16 protein-coding genes and 1 riboswitch are annotated in these 18,276 nt (G+C 69.6%); of the genes, 10 read left to right on the top strand and 6 right to left on the bottom strand.

Annotated features, from left to right (window positions below):
* Nucleotides 1–76: 76 nt before the first annotated feature.
* On the top strand, nucleotides 77–1,045 hold the full coding sequence (locus tag ACIGEZ_RS32925; protein WP_399838676.1) for a diacylglycerol/lipid kinase family protein: 969 nt from the start codon (nucleotides 77–79) through the stop codon (nucleotides 1,043–1,045).
* A gap of 317 nt (nucleotides 1,046–1,362) precedes the next feature.
* Nucleotides 1,363–1,620, top strand: coding sequence for a WhiB family transcriptional regulator (locus ACIGEZ_RS32920; RefSeq protein ID WP_003953983.1), 258 nt, complete (start codon nucleotides 1,363–1,365; stop codon nucleotides 1,618–1,620).
* 173 nt (nucleotides 1,621–1,793) lie between these two features.
* Here the strand turns inward: ACIGEZ_RS32920 and ACIGEZ_RS32915 are convergent, their stop codons facing one another.
* Complete coding sequence (locus tag ACIGEZ_RS32915; protein ID WP_399838827.1) at nucleotides 1,794–3,260, bottom strand: sensor histidine kinase; 1,467 nt, start codon at nucleotides 3,258–3,260, stop codon at nucleotides 1,794–1,796.
* Nucleotides 3,261–3,616: 356 nt separating this feature from the next.
* Complete coding sequence (locus tag ACIGEZ_RS32910) at nucleotides 3,617–4,216, bottom strand: TetR/AcrR family transcriptional regulator (protein ID WP_399838672.1); 600 nt, start codon at nucleotides 4,214–4,216, stop codon at nucleotides 3,617–3,619.
* Nucleotides 4,217–4,299: 83 nt separating this feature from the next.
* On the opposite strand from ACIGEZ_RS32910, the gene ACIGEZ_RS32905 reads away from it, so the two are divergent.
* Together ACIGEZ_RS32905 and nagB are read left to right on the top strand one after the other, a co-directional pair.
* Nucleotides 4,300–5,052: an SDR family oxidoreductase gene (locus ACIGEZ_RS32905; protein ID WP_399838669.1), complete on the top strand. Its 753-nt coding sequence runs from the start codon at nucleotides 4,300–4,302 to the stop codon at nucleotides 5,050–5,052.
* 182 nt (nucleotides 5,053–5,234) lie between these two features.
* Entirely contained in the window at nucleotides 5,235–6,020 is a 786-nt protein-coding gene (gene nagB, locus ACIGEZ_RS32900) for a glucosamine-6-phosphate deaminase (protein WP_399838666.1), read from the top strand.
* Nucleotides 6,021–6,093: 73 nt separating this feature from the next.
* Here nagB and ACIGEZ_RS32895 read toward each other — a convergent pair whose 3' ends face one another.
* The 4 genes from ACIGEZ_RS32895 to ACIGEZ_RS32880 form a co-directional block, all read right to left on the bottom strand.
* The gene (locus tag ACIGEZ_RS32895) at nucleotides 6,094–7,611 is read right to left on the bottom strand and encodes a glycoside hydrolase family 3 protein (protein ID WP_399838663.1); all 1,518 of its coding nucleotides are present in this window, start codon (nucleotides 7,609–7,611) and stop codon (nucleotides 6,094–6,096) included.
* 10 nt (nucleotides 7,612–7,621) lie between these two features.
* Nucleotides 7,622–8,479 carry a carbohydrate ABC transporter permease gene (locus ACIGEZ_RS32890; RefSeq protein WP_399838660.1) on the bottom strand — a complete coding sequence of 286 codons (858 nt, stop codon included), beginning with the start codon at nucleotides 8,477–8,479 and terminating at the stop codon, nucleotides 7,622–7,624.
* Entirely contained in the window at nucleotides 8,476–9,468 is a 993-nt protein-coding gene (locus ACIGEZ_RS32885) for a carbohydrate ABC transporter permease (RefSeq protein WP_399838656.1), read from the bottom strand. The genes ACIGEZ_RS32890 and ACIGEZ_RS32885 overlap by 4 nt, the downstream gene beginning before the upstream one ends.
* 77 nt (nucleotides 9,469–9,545) lie before the next feature.
* Nucleotides 9,546–10,826, bottom strand: a complete 1,281-nt coding sequence (locus tag ACIGEZ_RS32880) for an extracellular solute-binding protein (protein ID WP_399838653.1) — start codon at nucleotides 10,824–10,826, stop codon at nucleotides 9,546–9,548.
* A gap of 283 nt (nucleotides 10,827–11,109) precedes the next feature.
* Here ACIGEZ_RS32880 and ACIGEZ_RS32875 point away from each other — a divergent pair, with 283 nt between their 5' ends.
* The 6 genes from ACIGEZ_RS32875 (at nucleotide 11,110) to ACIGEZ_RS32850 (ending at nucleotide 18,146) form a co-directional block, all read left to right on the top strand.
* On the top strand, nucleotides 11,110–11,874 hold the full coding sequence (locus ACIGEZ_RS32875; protein WP_345492086.1) for a GntR family transcriptional regulator: 765 nt from the start codon (nucleotides 11,110–11,112) through the stop codon (nucleotides 11,872–11,874).
* A 115-nt stretch (nucleotides 11,875–11,989) separates the two neighbouring features.
* On the top strand, nucleotides 11,990–12,244 hold the full coding sequence (locus ACIGEZ_RS32870) for a DUF3311 domain-containing protein (protein WP_399838650.1): 255 nt from the start codon (nucleotides 11,990–11,992) through the stop codon (nucleotides 12,242–12,244).
* The gene (mctP, locus tag ACIGEZ_RS32865; protein WP_399838647.1) at nucleotides 12,241–13,866 is read left to right on the top strand and encodes a monocarboxylate uptake permease MctP; all 1,626 of its coding nucleotides are present in this window, start codon (nucleotides 12,241–12,243) and stop codon (nucleotides 13,864–13,866) included. The genes ACIGEZ_RS32870 and mctP overlap by 4 nt, the downstream gene beginning before the upstream one ends.
* Nucleotides 13,867–13,944: 78 nt before the next feature.
* Nucleotides 13,945–14,454, top strand: coding sequence for a GNAT family N-acetyltransferase (locus ACIGEZ_RS32860; protein ID WP_399838644.1), 510 nt, complete (start codon nucleotides 13,945–13,947; stop codon nucleotides 14,452–14,454).
* Nucleotides 14,455–14,537: 83 nt separating this feature from the next.
* A riboswitch (cobalamin riboswitch) is annotated at nucleotides 14,538–14,625 on the top strand.
* A gap of 153 nt (nucleotides 14,626–14,778) precedes the next feature.
* Nucleotides 14,779–17,130 (top strand): ribonucleoside-diphosphate reductase subunit alpha, encoded by a 2,352-nt coding sequence (locus tag ACIGEZ_RS32855; RefSeq protein ID WP_399838641.1) that lies wholly within the window; start codon nucleotides 14,779–14,781, stop codon nucleotides 17,128–17,130.
* Nucleotides 17,130–18,146, top strand: coding sequence for a ribonucleotide-diphosphate reductase subunit beta (locus ACIGEZ_RS32850; RefSeq protein ID WP_399838638.1), 1,017 nt, complete (start codon nucleotides 17,130–17,132; stop codon nucleotides 18,144–18,146). The genes ACIGEZ_RS32855 and ACIGEZ_RS32850 overlap by 1 nt, the downstream gene beginning before the upstream one ends.
* The last annotated feature ends 130 nt before the right edge of the window (nucleotides 18,147–18,276 follow it).

The raw sequence follows: 18,276 nt of genomic DNA, 5'->3' as shown, positions 1-18,276 counted from the left end.
AGCGGGGGTGGCCGGGGGCGGGCCCGGTCAGGCCTGGACTGGGCCCCGGTACCGCCGGGTAGGTACGCTGGCGACCATGCGCGCGCTTCTCGTGGTCAATCCGGCAGCAACCACCACCAGTGCCCGCACACGTGACGTGCTGATCCACGCGCTCGCCAGCGAGATGAAGCTGGAGGCGGTCACGACCGAGTACCGGGGGCACGCCCGTGACCTGGGGCGCCGGGCCGCGGACTCGGACGACATCGACCTGGTGGTGGCCCTCGGCGGGGACGGCACGGTCAACGAGGTCGTCAACGGGCTGCTGCACGCGGGTCCCGACCCGGAGCGGCTGCCGGGCCTCGCGGTGGTGCCGGGCGGATCCACCAACGTCTTCGCGCGGGCGCTCGGGCTGCCGAACGACGCCGTGGAGGCGACCGGCGCGCTGCTCGACGCGCTGCGGGAGCGGCGGGCGAGGACGGTGAGCCTGGGGCTCGCGTCCGGGACGCCGGGCACGGAGGACGAGGCGGTGCCGGAGCGCTGGTTCACGTTCTGCGCCGGATTCGGTTTCGACGCGAGCGTGATCGGCCGGGTCGAACAGCAGCGCGAGCGCGGCAAGCGTTCGACGCACGCGCTCTATCTGCGTCAGGTGGTGCGCCAGTTCCTGGGCGAGCAGAACCGCCGGCGCGGGACGATCACGCTGGAGCGGCCGGGTCAGGACCCGGTGGAGGACCTCGTCCTGTCCATAATCTGCAACACCTCTCCCTGGACCTACCTGGGGAATCGCCCGGTGTACGCGTCGCCGGACGCGTCCTTCGAAACCGCGCTCGACGTGCTCGGTCTGAGCCGTCTCTCGGCCCCTTCGGTGGCCCGGTACGCGACTCAGCTGCTCACCTCGACCCCCGAACGGGGGCCGCGCGGCAAGCATGCTCTGACTCTGCACGACCTGACCGACTTCACCTTGCATTCGAAGGTCCCGCTCCCCCTGCAGATGGACGGAGACCACCTGGGACTGCGCACGAGCGTGACGTTCACAGGCGTTCGCCGTGCACTGCGTGTGATTGTGTGACCAGAAGGACCGAAAGTCCTTCCACTCGAACGTTTAGGCTGCCCTCCACCCCCTAGAAGTACGGCTGTGACGGAGCCGACACCGAGGAATCAAAAAAAACTTTCCAGAAGGGGTTGTATCCGCTGCCGAGGTTTGCGAGTCTCTTCTTGGCGATCGGGACGGCCCGCAACACCAGCCTCCACTGAGAGCCAGAACCCCTCCTCAATCCCAGGACCACACCAGTTCACCTGGCAGTCGGCCCTTCACTTGCGGGGGGATTCGTGAAAGCGTTCACATTCACAAGCACCCTGCACGTAATACCAAGAGAGGTAGCAGCCATGGACTGGCGTCACAACGCCGTTTGTCGTGAGGAAGACCCCGAGCTGTTCTTCCCCATCGGCAACACCGGTCCTGCGCTGCTGCAGATCGAGGAAGCCAAGGCCGTCTGCCGCCGCTGCCCCGTCATGGAGCAGTGCCTGCAGTGGGCGCTCGAGTCCGGCCAGGACTCCGGCGTCTGGGGTGGCCTCAGCGAGGACGAGCGTCGCGCGATGAAGCGCCGCGCCGCCCGCAACCGGGCGCGCAACGCCAGCGCCTGAGCCACCTGCGAACAGCCTGAGGCACGCGGCGCGTACACCGCGTACGCAATCACCGCTCCCGAGCCGCAGCGCGCAGCAGTAACCCACAGCATTCGAGCCCCGGACCGATTCACTTCGGTCCGGGGCTCGCTGCTGTGTGCGGCCCTTTCCTGAAGAGCCTTCCCCAACTCCCGCTATTTCTGCGGCTGTACGGGGATGTCGAGGACGACCCGCGTGCCGCGCTCGGCGCCCGGCTGCATGTCGAAGCTGCCGCCGAGCTCGCCCTCGACCAGGGTCCGGACGATCTGGAGACCCAGGTTCCCGGCGCGCTGCGGGTCGAAGCCCTCGGGCAGGCCGCGGCCGTCGTCCTTGACGGTGATCAGCAGGCGGGCGTCGGCGCGGGGTTCGCCGCGGACGGCGGTGACCTCGACGGTGCCGTTGTCGCCCGGGGCGAAGGCGTGCTCCAGCGCGTTCTGCAGGATCTCGGTGAGGACCATGGCCAGCGGGGTGGCGACCTCGGCGTCGAGGATGCCGAAGCGGCCGTTGCGCCGGCAGGTCACCTTGCCCGGGGAGATCTCGGCGACCATCGCGATCACCCGGTCGGCGATCTCGTCGAACTCGACCCGCTCGTCCAGGTTCTGGGACAGCGTCTCATGGACGATGGCGATCGAACCGACGCGCCGTACGGCCTCGTTGAGGGCCTCGCGGCCGTGGTCGGAGTCCATCCGTCGGGCCTGGAGGCGCAACAGGGCCGCCACGGTCTGGAGGTTGTTCTTCACCCGGTGGTGGATCTCCCGGATGGTGGCGTCCTTGGTGATCAACTCGCGCTCGCGGCGGCGCAGTTCGGTGACGTCACGGAGCAGGACGAGCGAACCGATCCGGGTGCCCTTGGGCTTCAGCGGGATGGCCCGCAGCTGGATCACGCCGCCGTTGCCCTCGACCTCGAACTCGCGCGGGGCGTAGCCGGAGGCCATCGTGACCAGGGCCTCGTCCACCGGGCCGCGGGAGGGGGCGAGTTCGGCGGTGATCTGGCCGAGGTGCTGGCCGACGAGGTCGGCGGCGAGACCGAGCCGGTGGTACGCGGAAAGGGCGTTGGGCGAGGCGTACTGGACCCCGCCCTCGGCGTCGAGCCGGATCAGCCCGTCGCCGGCCCGCGGCGAGGAGTCCATGTCGACCTGCTCGCCGGGGAAGGGGAACGAGCCCGCGGCGATCATCTGGGCCAGGTCGGAGGCCGACTGGAGGTAGGTGAGCTCCAGGCGGGACGGGGTCCGGACGGTGAGCAGGTTGGTGTTGCGGGCGATGACGCCGAGGACGCGGCCCTCACGGCGTACGGGGATGGACTCGACCCGGACCGGGACCTCCTCGCGCCACTCGGGGTCGCCCTCGCGCACGATCCGGCCCTCGTCGAGGGCGGCGTCGAGCAGCGGGCGGCGGCCGCGCGGGACCAGGTGACCGACCATGTCGTCCTGGTAGGAGGTGGGGCCGGTGTTGGGCCGCATCTGGGCGACGGAGACGTACCGGGTGCCGTCCAGGGTGGGAACCCACAGAACGAGGTCGGCGAAGGAGAGGTCGGAGAGCAGTTGCCACTCCGACACCAGCAGGTGGAGCCAGTCGAGGTCGGACTCGCTCAGAGCGGTGTGCTGGCGGACGAGGTCGTTCATGGAGGGCACGTGTGCGAGCGTACCCGTGGAATTACCGGGCGGTGAACCTGGATCTCCGGGCGTCCGTGTTGGAGGATGGGCCCGGATAGGCCACACTCCTATGGATGGACAGACGAGAATGGTCTAGTCCACAATGCATGTCATAGACCTCCACTCTCCCCGCACAGGAGGGTGGAACGAGGTACCCGACGCTCTCTGCCCTGACTGCGTCGAGACCTCCCATACGGCCGAGGGACCGCACACCCCCGGCCGAGCAACTCCGGGCTGCGGTGCCGGACGGGTTGAGGGTCCCGTCAGGCGCCGCGGCCCGCGGGTATGTACGGGGCCGTGCGAGCCCCCGGGCCCGCCGCGGCCCCTCACTCCGCCGCCGGCCAGGCCAGCATCGCCGCCTCCGCCACGGCCTCAAGCTCCTCCTTCGTCGCCCCGTCGCGGGCCTGCTGGGACATGCCCTGGAGGACGGCGCCGCTGAAGCGGGCGAGGGTCACGGGATCGGTGCCGGCGGGAAGCTCGCCGGACTCGACCGCCTCGCGGATCCGCGCCTCGAACCGCCCGAGGTTGGCGTTCCGCCGGTCGCGCAGCGCGTCCTGCACCTCGGGGGTCGAGCAGTTGAGCGCGGCGGAGATCACCAGGCAGCCGCGCGGGTGGGACGGGTCCGTGTACTGCTCCGCCGCCTCCACCAGCATCCGGCGTATGGCGCCGCGCGCGGTCGGCTCCTCGGCGAAGGCGTGCCCGCCGAAGGCGCCGTACGACTCCGCGTACGCCTCGACGACCTCCTCGAAGAGGGTCTTCTTGTCCCCGAAGGCCGCGTAGAGGCTCGGCGCGCTGATGCCCATGACGCGGGTGAGGTCGGAGACGGAGGTCGTCTCGTACCCGTGCTCCCAGAAGGCCACCATCGCCTGCTCCAGCGCCGTGGGGCGGTCGAAGGAGCGGGGGCGGCCGCGCTGCTTGGTGGTCATGGGCCGAATTCTATAGCGGGCGCTACGGAACGTGGTAGCTTTCTTTCTGTAGCGACCACTAGCAAAACGAGGGGGGCGTCGCCATGGGCGTGCTCAAGGGGAAGACGGCACTGGTCACGGGCGGCAGCCGGGGCATCGGGCGGGCGATCGCCGAGCGGCTCGGCCGGGACGGGGCGCGGGTCGCCGTGCACTACGGGAGCAACGAGGCGGCGGCGAAGGAGACGGTCGCGGCGATCACGGCGGCCGGCGGCGAGGCCTTCGCCATCGGACAGGAGCTGGGGGTCAAGGGCGACGCGGAGGCGCTGTGGGCCGCGTTCGACGCCCATGCGGACGGCCTGGACATCCTGGTGAACAACGCCGGGATCGGGGCCTCGGCGCCGTTCGGGACGATCGGCGAGGAGGAGTACGAGCGGATCTTCGCGGTCAACACCAAGGCGCCGTTCTTCCTGGCCCGGCTCGGCGCGGAGCGGCTGCGCGACGGCGGCCGGATCGTGAACGTCTCCACCGGCCTCTCGCACGCGGCGTTGATGCCGGACCTGATCGCGTACGCGATGTCGAAGAGCGCGCTCGACGTGTTCACCCGCTATCTGTCGAAGGTGCTGGGCTCGCGCGGGATCACGGTCAACGCGGTGGCGCCGGGCATCGTGGACACGGACGTCAACGCGGGTTGGCTGCGCGGGAACGAGGAGGCCTGGGCGGGCGCGGCGGCGATGTCGGCCCTGGGCAAGGTCGGCGCCCCGGAGGACATAGCCGACGTGGTGGCCTTCCTGGCCTCGCACGACGGGCGCTGGGTGACCGGGCAGTGGATCGACGCGACCGGGGGGTCCCTCGCCTGACACCCGGGGGGCACAAGGGGTTCGAGTGGCTGTGGGGACGGGTGCGTCCGACGATGAGGAGGGGTCCGTCCACGGGGCGGAAGGGCATGGGCGGACGGCCTGCGCTCTGCTAGATTTGAGCTTAGATTGGTCTATACCACACCGGCTCTTCTTCAGCCCCTCACCAGATCGGCAGGCTCAGCGTGGAAGTTGTCATCGTCAAGGACGCCAAGGCGGGCGGCGAGCTCATCGCGGACGGCATCGCCGGCCTTCTGCGCCGCAAGCCGGACGCGCTGCTCGGCGTGGCCACCGGATCGACCCCGCTGCCCATCTACGACGCCCTGATCGCCCAGGTCGAGGCGGGCTCGGTCGACGCCTCCCGGGCCCGGATCGCCCAGCTCGACGAGTACGTGGGCCTGCCGGCCGGGCACCCCGAGTCGTACCGCTCCACGGTGCTGCGCCAGGTCGTCGAGCCGCTCGGGCTCTCCCAGGACGCCTTCATGGGCCCCGACGGCTCGGCCGAGGACGTCCAGGCCGCGTGCGAGGCCTACGACAGGGCGCTCGTCGAGGCCGGCGGCGTCGACCTGCAGATCCTCGGCATCGGCACCGACGGGCACATCGGCTTCAACGAGCCCTGCTCCTCGCTGGCCTCCCGCACCCGGATCAAGACGCTGACCGAGCAGACCCGCGTCGACAACGCGCGCTTCTTCGACAACGACATCGAGCAGGTGCCGCACCACGTCATCACCCAGGGCATCGGCACCATCCTGGAGGCCCGCCACCTGGTGCTGCTCGCCACCGGCGAGGGCAAGGCCGAGGCCGTGGCGCAGACCGTCGAGGGCCCGGTAGCCGCGCTCGTGCCGGCCTCCGCGCTCCAGCTGCACCCGCACGCGACCGTCGTCGTGGACGAGGCCGCCGCCTCCAAGCTGAAGCTCGCGGACTACTTCCGCCACACCTTCGCGAACAAGCCCGCGTGGCAGGGCATCTAGCACCACAGGCAGAGGCCCGGCACCTGATCCAGGTGCCGGGCCCCTCGTGTCCTGGCGGTGCCCCAGGGAGGCTCTAGCGGCCGGCGATGAGCTCCGCCGCGGCCGTGCCGCAGACGCGGGCGGCGCCGTGGGTGGCGATGTGCAGGGCGCCGCGGGGCTCCGACTCGTTGAGCCCCATCTCCACCACCACGGTGTCCGGGCGGGCCGCGAGCAGGGCGTCCAGGGCCTTGGCCATCCACGGGTGCCGGTGGGCGTCCCGTACGACGGCGACCACGCGCCGCTCCCCCGCGGCCGCGAGGACGGCGTCCACCGACGCGTCCGCGCCGTAGGAGCCGGTCTCGGTGCCCGGCAGCAGCCGGCCGAGCTCGGCGGCGATGCCCCACGGAGTCTCGTCGCCCACCGCGAAGTTGGCGACGGGGGTGAAGGCGGCCACGTAGGGAGCGCTCGTCATCGGCTGGTACGGCTGCTCCCCGGGCGTCACCTTCAGCGCCCTGCGGGCCGCCACGAGGCCGACCTCGGTGCCGGGCGCGGTCCCCTCCTGTTGTGCCGCGCCCGGCCCCGATACCCCCCTGGCCCGGTGCGCCTGGGTCCAGGCCGCCAGGGCGCGCACGCGCGCCGCGGCGTCGGCCAGCCGCTCCTCGGGCAGTTCACCGGTCCGTACCGCCGTGACCAGCGCGTCGCGCAGTCGCAGTACGGTGTCCTCGTCGGCCAGCCCGCCGCCCACGCAGATGGCGTCGGCGCCCGCGGCGATCGCGAGGACGGATCCGCGCTCGATGCCGTACGTCGACGAGATGGCCTGCATCTCCATGCCGTCGGTGACGATGAGCCCCTCGAAGCCCAGTTCCCGGCGCAGCAGACCGGTGAGGATCTGCGGGCTCAGGGTGGCCGGGCGTTCGGGGTCGAGCGCGGAGAGCAGGATATGCGCGCTCATCACGGCTTTGGAACCCGCGGCGATGGCGGCGCGGAAAGGTACCAGCTCACGGGCGTGCAGTGTGTCGAGGCCCACATCGATACGGGGCAGCGCGTGGTGCGAATCCACATTGGTGTCGCCGTGCCCCGGGAAGTGCTTGGTGCAGGCGGCAACGCCCACGGCCTGCAGCCCGTCGACGTAGGCCACGGTGTGCCGGGCGACCAGCTCGGGGTCGGCGCCGAAGGAGCGGACCCCGATGACCGGGTTGTCGGCGTTGGAGTTGACGTCGGCGGACGGCGCCCAGTTGAGGTCCACCCCGCACGCGGCGAGCCGGCGGCCGAGCTCGCGGGCGACGGCCCGGGTGAGCTCGACGTCGTCGACGCTGCCCAGCGCGTAGTTGCCGGGGAAGGAGGAGCCCTCCTTGACCTCGAGGCGGGTGACGTCGCCGCCCTCCTCGTCGATGGCGACCAGGACGTCGTCCCGTTCGGCGCGCAGCTGCGCGGTGAGCGCGGCGAGCTGTGCGGGGGCGACGATGTTCCGGCCGAAGAGGCCGACCGAGGAGAGTCCCTCGCCGATGCGGCGGAGCAGCCAGTCGGGGGCGGTGGTGCCGACGAAGCCCGGCTGGAGGACGGTGAGGGCGTCCCGGGTCAGGGTGTCGGAGCCGCGTACGAGTGTGGTCATGGGGCGGACGTCATCCCTTCACTGCGCCGGCCGTCAGACCCGCGGCCATCTTGCGCTGGACGAGGAGGAAGAGGATCACGATGGGAACGGCCATCATGGTCGAGCCGGCCATCATCGGGGCGTACTCGGTGCCGTTCTTGGTGATGAAGTTGCCGAGCCAGACGGTGGCCGTCTGGTTCTGCTGGCTCATCAGCATCAGCGCGTACAGGTACTCGTTCCAGGCCTGGATGAAGCCGTAGACCGAGGTGGCGACCATGCCCGGGGCGAGCAGCGGGAAGACGACCCGGATGAAGGCTCCGGTCGGGGTGCAGCCGTCGACCTGGGCGGCCTCCTCCAGCTCCTTGGGGATGTTGACGATGAAGCCGCGCAGCGTCCACACCGTGAAGGGCAGGATGAAGGTCAGGTAGGTGATGATCAGGCCGCTGAGCTTGTCGTACTGCCCGAGGTCGTTGAGGAGCAGGAAGACCGGGATGATCATCGCGACGAGCGGGACCATCTGGACGGCGAGGATGCCGACGATGACGATCTTGCGCCCGCGGAAGGCGAAGCGGGAGATGGCGAGGGCGGCGAGCAGGCCGACCGCGATGCCGATGACGACCACGACGGTCGAGACGATCAGGCTGCGGGTGACCGGGCCCCAGAAGTCCGCGATGTCCAGCGCCCGCTTGAAGTTGTCGAGCGTGAAGGTGGACGGGAAGAAGTGCGGATCGGGGTCGATCGCGTCCTTGGACGGCTTGAAGGCCGTGTTGATCATCCAGTAGACCGGGAAGCCGGCCGTGACGACGACGAGCAGACCGAGCAGGTTCCAGCCGGCCTTCGACCTACCGGGCTTGCGCGGCTTGCGCGCACGAGAGGTGACGGCGCTCACTCGACATCTCCGATCTTGAGCATCTGGCGCATGTACACCGCGACGACACCGAGCAGCAGCACGACCGTGACGAGCGCGATCGCGGAGCCGGTGCCGTAGTCGTTGACGACGAACGCCTTGTCGAAGGAGTACGTGGTGAGCAGCTGGAACTCGGCCTCAGGGTGGCCGTTGCGCATCACGTAGACCTGCGGGAAGACACCCATGTCCCAGATCACCGAGAGCGTCGTCAGCATGACGATGATCGGCTTGAGGATGGGCAGCGTGACGTAGCGGAAGACGCCCCAGGCGCCGGCGCCGTCGAGGCGGGCGGCCTCTTCGAGCTCCTTGGGCACCTGGGTGAGGCCGGCGCTCAGGGTGATCACGACGAAGGGCACGGCGCCCCAGACCACCAGGAGCATGATCACGGCGAGGCCCTGCGGGCCGCTGGCGAACCAGTTGTGGCCGATCATGTCGACCCCGGGCAGCCTGCTGAGCAGCCAGTTGAGGACGCCGTAGTCGGCGTCGAAGAGCCACTTGAAGATGGCGGTGGCGACGATGATGGGCATGCCCCAGCTCGCCACGAGCACGATGTTGATCAGCAGCTTGACCCAGCCGGAGACGCGCTGGAGGAGCAGCGCGATCGCCATGCCGAGGACCATGGTGACGATCACGGCGCCGGCCGCGAAGATCACGGTCCGCAGCACGACGGCCCAGAACTCGCCGTCGCCGAGGATCTTGGTGAAGTTCTCCAGGCCGGCCGACTCGGGCTCCTGGAAGCCCCACAGCTGCGGCTGGCCGAACTTCTGGAAGGAGAGGGCGACCAGTCGCACGAGCGGATAGCCGAGCACCAGCAGGAGCACGAGCAGACATGGCGCGAGGAGCAGCCATGGGATCCCGGCCCCGCCTTTGCGTGTCCCGCCCTTCGGGGCGGGGGTCCCGGCTCCGGAGCCGGATGGTGGCGATTGCCGCGCCGGCGGCACCTTCGCGGTGGTTGTGTCTGCGGCACTCATCCCGTGCTCCTCAGCGATCCCTCTCGTGGTACGGGCGGCAGGGCCCCGTCGCGATGACGGGGCCCTGCCGCTTCAGGTCACTTGGTGTTGATGACCTTGTCGATCGAGGCGTCGGCGTCCTTGGCCGCCTGCTCGACCGACTTCTTGCCGTTGGCGATCTCGATGAGCATCGTCTTGAGGGTCTGGGCCTTCTCGACCTGGCCCCAGCCGGGGGCGGTCGGGACGAACCAGCTGGACTCGGCGGCGGTCGCCGGGACGACGGTGGCCGGGTCGTTCTTCAGCGGGGCGAGGTCCGCCTTGTTGTTGGGCAGGTTGCCCTTGGCGACGAGGCCCTTCTGGCCCTCGGCGCCGGTGAAGGCGGCGATCCACTCGGCGGCGACGCCCTGCGCCTTGGACTTGACCGGGACGGCCAGGTCCGAACCGCCGAGGAAGACCGGGAGGTTCTTGCCGGACGGGCCGGGCATGACGAAGTTCTCGAGCTTGTCCTTCAGCCCGCCGACCTTGTCGTTCTCCGGGGTGGCGGAGGTGGCGCCCTCCCAGCCGGCGGCGAAGATCGTCGCGGACTTGCCCTGGCCGAAGACGACGGGACGGTCGGACTCGTCCTTCGTCTTGTCGCCGTGCATGTACTTGTCGACGACGTTCTTGTACTCGGTGAGGCCCTTGATGGACTCGGGCGAGGAGAGGTTCGCCTTCCAGTTCTCGCCGTCCTGCTTGGCGATGGAGCCGCCGGCCTCGTAGACGAAGGACATCGCGGCGTACCAGTCCGGCGAAGGCTGGTACCAGGCGCTGAACTTGTCGCCCTTCTTCTTCTGGATGGCGTCGAGGGCGGCGGTCAGCTCGGCCCAGGTCTTCGGGGCGGCCTTGACGCCCGCCTCGGCGGCGATGTCCTTGCGCCAGGTGCCCACGCGGCCACCGGCGTAGTAGGGGACGCCGTAGGTCTTGCCGTTGTAGGTGACCGAGTCCTTGAGGGCGTCGAGCCACTTGTCGGAGTTCTCGAACTTCGACGGGTCGACCTCGGCGAAGGCGCCCTTGGCCATGTAGCTGATCATCTCGGAGTTGCCCATCTCGACAACGTCCGGGGCCTTGTCGGTCGCGAGCACCGCGTCGAGCTTGGTGTTCTTGTCCGGCCAGCCGTAGTACTCGTGCTTGATCTTGATGCCGGGGTGCTTCTTGGTCACCGCGTCGTCGGCGGCCTTGACCAGCTCGGGCCAGTTGTTCTGGGCGTCGACCGTCAGCCAGACGGTCAGCTCCTTGGCCTCGCCGCCGGCCTTGTCCCCGCCCTTGTCCGAGCCACCACACGCGGCAATGCCGACCATCATGCCCGCGACGCCGATCGCCGCGATGAGCTTGCGCTTCACGCCACCCTCCTCAGGGATGCCTGCAACCCCCCCACCGCGCGAAGACATACGTCGAGTAGTGCTCGTGGGGCTGGGACCTGGTCTTTAATGGTGTAGACCAGTACCCGGAGCTTGGCCTAGACCTTTAGGGGTGTCAAGGGTGTATAAGAAGGGCAGTCGGGTCCGTTATCGGACCGACACCTGAGGGAGGGCGACGACCCGTGACCGGTCCGTGCCACCATGTGAGCCGCGACAGACGGAGGAGCCGGTGACGGCAGCAGCACAGGAGTCGGGAAGGCAGGCCATGGCCACGGACGCGGGCAGCACGGAGACAGAGGGCGGCGCCGCCACCCGCACCGCGCGCGTGCCCAAGTACTACCGACTGAAGCGGCATTTGCTCGACATGACGGAGACCCTGCCGCCCGGCACGCCGGTCCCGCCGGAGCGCACCCTCGCCGCCGAGTTCGACACCTCGCGCACCACCGTGCGCCAGGCCCTGCAGGAACTGGTGGTCGAGGGCCGCCTGGAGCGCATCCAGGGCAAGGGCACCTTCGTGGCCAAGCCCAAGGTCTCCCAGGCCCTCCAGCTCACCTCGTACACCGAGGACATGCGGGCGCAGGGCCTCGAGCCCACCTCGCAGCTGCTCGACATCGGCTATGTCACCGCCGACGACACCCTCGCCGGGCTGCTCGACATCTCCCCCGGCGGCCGGGTGCTGCGGATCGAGCGGCTGCGCCTCGCGAGCGGCGAGCCGATGGCCATCGAGACCACGCACCTGTCCGCCAAGCGCTTCCCGGCGCTGCGGCGTTCGCTGGTGAAGTACACGTCCCTGTACACCGCCCTCGCCGAGGTGTACGACGTCCACCTCGCCGAGGCCGAGGAGACCATCGAGACCTCGCTGGCCACCCCGCGCGAGGCCGGCCTGCTCGGTACGGACGTGGGCCTGCCGATGCTGATGCTCTCCCGGCACTCCCTGGACGCCCAGGGCGAACCGGTCGAATGGGTGCGCTCGGTCTACCGCGGCGACCGCTACAAGTTCGTCGCCCGCCTCCAGCGCCCCAACGGCTGACGGCAGCTGAACCGGCGTCGGCCGATCCGTTATACGGACAGGGGTTCCTAGAAACGAAGCCGTCCCCTAGATTTCCTCGGCATTACGAGGTGATCACTGAGGGGACGGTTTCGCCATGTCAGAAGCGACAACAGGGAAACAACCGGTCATCACCCCCTTGCGGGTGGTGGTCGCGCTCTGCCTCTTCGCGCCGTTCGTCGCGATGATCTGGGTGGGCTCCTACGCGAAGGTGGACCCCACCTTCATCGGTATCCCGTTCTTCTACTGGTACCAGATGCTGTGGGTCGTGATCTCCACCGTACTGACCATGGTCGCGTACCAGCTCTGGAAGCTCGACCAGCGCTCCCGGAAGGCCGGTGACGCGCGATGAAGGACGGCGTGAACGGCGTCGCGCTCGGCGTCTTCATCTTCTTCTTCCTGGCCGTCACGGTCATGGGATTCCTGGCCGCCAAATGGCGCAAGGCCGAGAACGAGCACAGCCTCGACGAATGGGGCCTGGGCGGCCGGTCGTTCGGCACCTGGATCACCTGGTTCCTGCTCGGCGGCGACCTCTACACGGCGTACACCTTCGTCGCCGTACCCGCGGCCATCTACGCGGCGGGCGCGGCCGGCTTCTTCGCCGTGCCGTACACGATCCTGGTCTACCCGCTGATCTTCACCTTCCTGCCCCGCCTGTGGTCGGTCTCCCACAAGCACGGCTACGTCACCACCTCCGACTTCGTCCGCGGCCGCTTCGGCTCCAAGGGCCTGTCCCTCGCGGTCGCCGTCACCGGCATCCTCGCCACCATGCCGTACATCGCGCTCCAGCTCGTCGGCATCCAGGCCGTCCTGGACGTGATGGGCGTCGGCGGCGGCGAGGACACCAACTGGTTCGTCAAGGACCTGCCGCTGCTCATCGCCTTCGGCGTCCTCGCGGCCTACACGTACTCCTCCGGCCTGCGCGCCCCGGCGCTCATCGCCTTCGTCAAGGACACCCTGATCTACATCGTCATCGCGGTGGCGATCATCTACATCCCGATCAAGCTGGGCGGCTTCGACGAGATCTTCGCCAAGGCGGGCGAGGCGTACGCGACGGTCAACCCGGCCACCGGCAAGCCCAAGGGCGCGCTCGTGCCCGGCGAGGCGGGCCAGTGGACGTACGCGACGCTGGCGCTCGGCTCGGCGCTGGCGCTCTTCATGTACCCGCACTCGATCACCGCGACGCTCTCCTCCAAGAGCCGCGAGGTGATCCGCCGCAACACCACGATCCTGCCGCTGTACTCGCTGATGCTGGGCCTGCTCGCCCTCCTCGGCTTCATGGCGATCGCCGCGGGCGTGAAGGTCACCAACGGCCAGCTCGCCATCCCGCAGCTCTTCGAGAACATGTTCCCCGACTGGTTCGCGGGCGTGGCCTTCGCCGCCATCGGCATCGGCGCCCTCGTGCCGGCCGCGATCATGTCGATCGCCGCGGCCAACCTCTTCACCCGCAACATCTACAAGGACTTCATCAAGCCGAACGCGACGCCGGCGCAGGAGACCAAGGTCTCCAAGCTGGTGTCGCTGCTCGTGAAGGTCGGCGCCCTGGTCTTCGTCCTCACCATGGACAAGACCGTCGCCATCAACTTCCAGCTCCTCGGCGGCATCTGGATCCTGCAGACCTTCCCCGCCCTCGTCGGCGGCCTGTTCACCCGCTGGTTCCACCGCTGGGCGCTGCTCGCCGGCTGGGCCGTCGGCATGGTCTACGGCACCGCCGCCGCCTACGGGGTCGCGAGCCCCACCCAGAAGCACTTCGGCGGCTCCTCCACCGAGATCCCCGGCATCGGCGAGATCGGCTACATCGGTCTCACCGCCTTCGTCCTCAACCTCGTCGTCACGGTCGTCCTCACCTTCGTCCTGAAGGCCGTCAAGGCGCCCGACGGCGTGGACGAGACCTCCCCCGCGGACTACACGGCGGACGCCGGTGACCCGGGCGTCTCCACCGCACTGCCGAAGGTCGGCACCGGCGGCCACTGAGTCCGGCCGGAAACCGGCTCCGCCCGCCCCGGGGAAACCCGGCGGCGGGCGGAGCCGTGCCAGGGGCAGACTGCGCCCATGGACTTCACGATCAGACCGGTACGTCCGGAGGAGTACGAAGCTCTCGGCGAGATCACCGGGCACGCCTATCTCGCCGACGGGTTCCTCACGTTCGGCGACACCGACTGGTATCTGGGCCACCTGCGGAACGTGGCCGGGCGGGCCGCGGTCGCCGAGGTGCTCGCCGCCGTGGACCGGAACGGCACCGTCCTGGGCGGTGTGACCTTCGTCCCGTCCCCCGGGCCGATGGGCGACATCGCCCGCGAGGGCGAGGCCGCCGTCCGGATGCTGGCCGTCGACCACGCGGCCCGCGGCCGCGGCGTCGGCGAAGCGCTCGTCCGGGCCTGTATCGAGCGCGCACGGGCCGTCCCGGGCTGCGTGCGGATCGTCCTGTCCACCCAGGACACCATGCACACCGCGCACCGCATCTACGAGCGCCTCGGCTTCCGGCGCACCCCGGACCGGGATTGGCGCCCCATCCCGGACGAGCCCGACTTCCTACTGCTCAGCTACACCCTGGAGTTGTAGACAGCCACACGACACACACAACATGTGGGGGGTGCCGCGAGCGGCGCCCCCCACATGTATGCTCTTCCTCGCTGTCGTCGCAGGGGAATCCGGTGGAAATCCGGAACTGTCCCGCAACGGTGTGTTTCGTATGTCTTGCGCCATGCTCGCGTACGGGCGAGTCCGAAGACCTGTCGACAGCGCGCCCGGTCCTTCCGTTCCGGGTGTCACAGACGTCCGGGCCTCGCGGAGTGGGCTGGTGGACGCGGTGCCGTCGTGCCTTCGGCTGCCCGTTTCCCGCCTCCCCCCGCCCTGGCCCCGAGCCGAGCGAGGGAGAGCCCCCACGTGACCATCGCGCCCGCCGATCCGGCCGCAGCGATCGAGAACGACGGACCCGGGACCGTGCTTCTGCGGACCCTGACCGACCTCACCGCCGACCTCCCGGACACCGACCCCGGCAAGGTCGCCGCCGCCGCGCTGCGCGGCCGGCACGCCGGCTCGGACGAGGCGGAGCTGCGCGAACTGGCCACCGAGGCCGCCGCCGGACTCATCGCCGAGGACCCGGCCTACTCCCGGCTCGCCGCCCGGCTCCTGACCATCACCATCGCCGACGAGGCCGCCGGCCAGGGCGCGGTGTGCTTCTCCGCCTCCGTCGCCGTCGGCCACCGCGAGGGCCTGATCGCCGACCGCACCTCCGACTTCGTCGCCCTGCACGCCGATCGCCTCGACGGCCTGATCGACCAGACCGCCGACGACCGCTTCGGCTACTTCGGCCTGCGCACCCTCTACTCGCGCTACCTGCTGCGCCACCCGATCACCCGCAAGGTCATCGAGACCCCGCAGCACTTCATGCTGCGCGTCGCCTCCGGCCTCGCCGAGGACGACAGCGCCCGCGCCGTGGACGAGGTGGCGGCGCTGTACGGGCTGATGAGCCGGCTCGACTACCTGCCCTCCTCCCCCACGCTCTTCAACTCCGGCACCCGCCACCCGCAGATGTCCTCCTGCTACCTGCTGGACTCCCCGCAGGACGAGCTGGACTCCATCTACGACCGCTACCACCAGGTCGCCCGCCTGTCGAAGCACGCGGGCGGCATCGGCCTGTCGTACTCGCGCATCCGCGCCCGCGGTTCGCTGATCCGCGGCACCAACGGCCACTCCAACGGCATCGTCCCGTTCCTGAAGACGCTCGACGCCTCCGTCGCCGCCGTGAACCAGGGCGGCCGCCGCAAGGGTGCCGCCGCGGTCTACCTGGAGACCTGGCACGCGGACATCGAGGAGTTCCTGGAGCTCCGCGACAACACCGGCGAGGACGCCCGCCGTACGCACAACCTCAACCTGGCGCACTGGATCCCGGACGAGTTCATGCGCCGGGTCAACGCGGACGGCGAGTGGTCGCTGTTCTCCCCCGCCGACGTGCCCGAGCTGGTCGACCTGTACGGCGAGGAGTTCGACGCCGCCTACCGCGCGGCCGAGGCCAGGGGTCTGGCGAAGAAGACCATGCCGGCCCGCGACCTGTACGGCCGGATGATGCGCACCCTCGCGCAGACCGGCAACGGCTGGATGACCTTCAAGGACGCCTCCAACCGGACCGCCAACCAGACCGCCGAGCCCGGCACGGTCGTGCACTCCTCGAACCTCTGCACCGAGATCATCGAGGTCACCAACGACGGCGAGACGGCCGTCTGCAACCTCGGTTCGGTCAACCTGGGCGCCTTCGTGGCCGGTTCGGACATCGACTGGGAGCGGCTCGACGAGACCGTCCGCACCGCGGTGACCTTCCTCGACCGGGTCGTCGACATCAACTTCTACCCGACCGAGCAGGCCGGCCGCTCCAACGCCCGCTGGCGCCCGGTGGGCCTGGGCGCGATGGGCCTCCAGGACGTCTTCTTCAAGCTGAAGCTGCCCTTCGACTCGGCCGAGGCCCGCGCGCTGTCCACCCGGATCGCCGAGCGGATCATGCTCGCCGCATACGAGGCCTCCGCCGACCTCGCCGAGCGCAGCGGCCCGCTGCCCGCCTGGGACAAGACCCGCACCGCCCGTGGCGTGCTGCACCCCGACCACTACGACGTGGAGCTGAACTGGCCGGAGCGCTGGGCCGCGCTGCGCGAGCGGATCGCCGCTGTCGGCATGCGCAACAGCCTGCTGCTCGCCATCGCCCCGACCGCGACGATCGCCTCGATCGCCGGCGTCTACGAGTGCATCGAGCCGCAGGTCTCCAACCTGTTCAAGCGCGAGACGCTGTCCGGCGAGTTCCTCCAGGTCAACTCCTACCTGGTGGAGGAGCTGAAGCGGCTCGGCGTGTGGGACGCGCAGACCCGCGAGGCGCTGCGTGACGCCAACGGCTCGGTGCAGGGCTTCGGCTGGGTGCCCGCCGAGGTGCGCGAGCTGTACCGGACGGCCTGGGAGATCCCGCAGCGCGGCCTGATCGACATGGCGGCGGACCGTACCCCGTTCCTCGACCAGTCGCAGTCCCTGAACCTCTTCATGGAGACGCCCACCATCGGCAAGCTGTCGTCGATGTACGCGTACGCCTGGAAGCAGGGCCTGAAGACCACGTACTACCTGCGCTCGCGCCCGGCGACCCGGATCGCCCGCGCCGCCCAGGCCACCACCATCCCCGTCCAGCAGGCGGCGCCCGACGCCGACGCCGTCGCCTGCTCCCTTGAGAACCCCGAGTCCTGCGAGGCCTGCCAGTAATGAGCTCCACCGAACAGAAGAACCTCCTCGACCCGGGCTTCGAACTGACCCTGCGTCCGATGCGCTACCCGGACTTCTACGAGCGCTACCGCGACGCGATCAAGAACACCTGGACCGTGGAGGAGGTCGACCTCCACTCGGACGTCGCCGACCTCGCCAAGCTCACCCCCGGTGAGCAGCACATGATCGGCCGCCTGGTCGCGTTCTTCGCGACCGGCGACTCGATCGTGGCGAACAACCTGGTCCTGACGCTGTACAAGCACATCAACTCCCCGGAGGCGCGCCTGTACCTGTCGCGCCAGCTCTTCGAGGAGGCCGTGCACGTCCAGTTCTATCTGACGCTGCTCGACACCTACCTGCCCGACCCGGACGACCGCGCCGCCGCGTTCGACGCGGTCGAGAACATCCCGTCCATCCGCGAGAAGGCGCAGTTCTGCTTCAAGTGGATGGACTCGGTGGAGAAGATCGAGCGCCTGGAGACGAAGGCGGACCGCCGCCGCTTCCTGCTCAACCTGATCTGCTTCGCCGCGTGCATCGAGGGCCTGTTCTTCTACGGCGCCTTCGCGTACGTGTACTGGTTCCGGTCCCGCGGTCTGCTGCACGGCCTGGCGACGGGCACCAACTGGGTGTTCCGCGACGAGACGATGCACATGAACTTCGCCTTCGAGGTCGTGGACACCGTCCGCAAGGAGGAGCCCGAGCTCTTCGACGACGAGCTCGAGCAGCAGGTCACCGACATGCTGAAGGAGGCCGTCGAGGCGGAGCTCCAGTTCGGCCGTGACCTGTGCGGCGAGGGCCTGCCGGGCATGAACACCGAGTCGATGCGCGCGTACCTCCAGTGCGTCGCCGACCAGCGCCTGACCCGCCTGGGCTTCGCCCCGGTGTACGGCTCGGAGAACCCGTTCGCGTTCATGGAGCTCCAGGGCGTCCAGGAGCTGACCAACTTCTTCGAGCGCCGCCCGTCCGCCTACCAGGTGGCGGTCGAGGGTTCGGTGGACCTGGACGAGGACTTCTAGTCCGTACGGTACGAGGAAGGGGCCCCCGCCGACGTCTTGGGTTCTAGTGGTTGTCGCAACACCCCAGTTCAGGGGTGGCGATGGACTTCGAGATCCGGCGGGACCGGACCCCTCAAGGGCCCAGAAAGCT

It is taken from the genome of Streptomyces sp. NPDC085481, assembly GCF_044541845.1.
Lineage (GTDB): Bacteria > Actinomycetota > Actinomycetes > Streptomycetales > Streptomycetaceae > Streptomyces.
The sequence above is the reverse complement of the archived record's forward strand: the minus strand, read 5'-3'. Positions and strand labels throughout refer to the sequence as shown.

Coding starts and splice junctions, on each gene's coding strand:
- ACIGEZ_RS32925 (WP_399838676.1), top strand. CDS start 77: ATGCGCGCGCTTCTCGTGGTCAATCCGGCAGCAACCACCACCAGTGCC.
- ACIGEZ_RS32920 (WP_003953983.1), top strand. CDS start 1,363: ATGGACTGGCGTCACAACGCCGTTTGTCGTGAGGAAGACCCCGAGCTG.
- ACIGEZ_RS32915 (WP_399838827.1), bottom strand. CDS start 3,260: ATGAACGACCTCGTCCGCCAGCACACCGCTCTGAGCGAGTCCGACCTC.
- ACIGEZ_RS32910 (WP_399838672.1), bottom strand. CDS start 4,216: ATGACCACCAAGCAGCGCGGCCGCCCCCGCTCCTTCGACCGCCCCACG.
- ACIGEZ_RS32905 (WP_399838669.1), top strand. CDS start 4,300: ATGGGCGTGCTCAAGGGGAAGACGGCACTGGTCACGGGCGGCAGCCGG.
- ACIGEZ_RS32895 (WP_399838663.1), bottom strand. CDS start 7,611: ATGACCACACTCGTACGCGGCTCCGACACCCTGACCCGGGACGCCCTC.
- ACIGEZ_RS32885 (WP_399838656.1), bottom strand. CDS start 9,468: ATGAGTGCCGCAGACACAACCACCGCGAAGGTGCCGCCGGCGCGGCAA.
- ACIGEZ_RS32875 (WP_345492086.1), top strand. CDS start 11,110: ATGGCCACGGACGCGGGCAGCACGGAGACAGAGGGCGGCGCCGCCACC.
- ACIGEZ_RS32870 (WP_399838650.1), top strand. CDS start 11,990: ATGTCAGAAGCGACAACAGGGAAACAACCGGTCATCACCCCCTTGCGG.
- mctP (WP_399838647.1), top strand. CDS start 12,241: ATGAAGGACGGCGTGAACGGCGTCGCGCTCGGCGTCTTCATCTTCTTC.
- ACIGEZ_RS32860 (WP_399838644.1), top strand. CDS start 13,945: ATGGACTTCACGATCAGACCGGTACGTCCGGAGGAGTACGAAGCTCTC.
- ACIGEZ_RS32850 (WP_399838638.1), top strand. CDS start 17,130: ATGAGCTCCACCGAACAGAAGAACCTCCTCGACCCGGGCTTCGAACTG.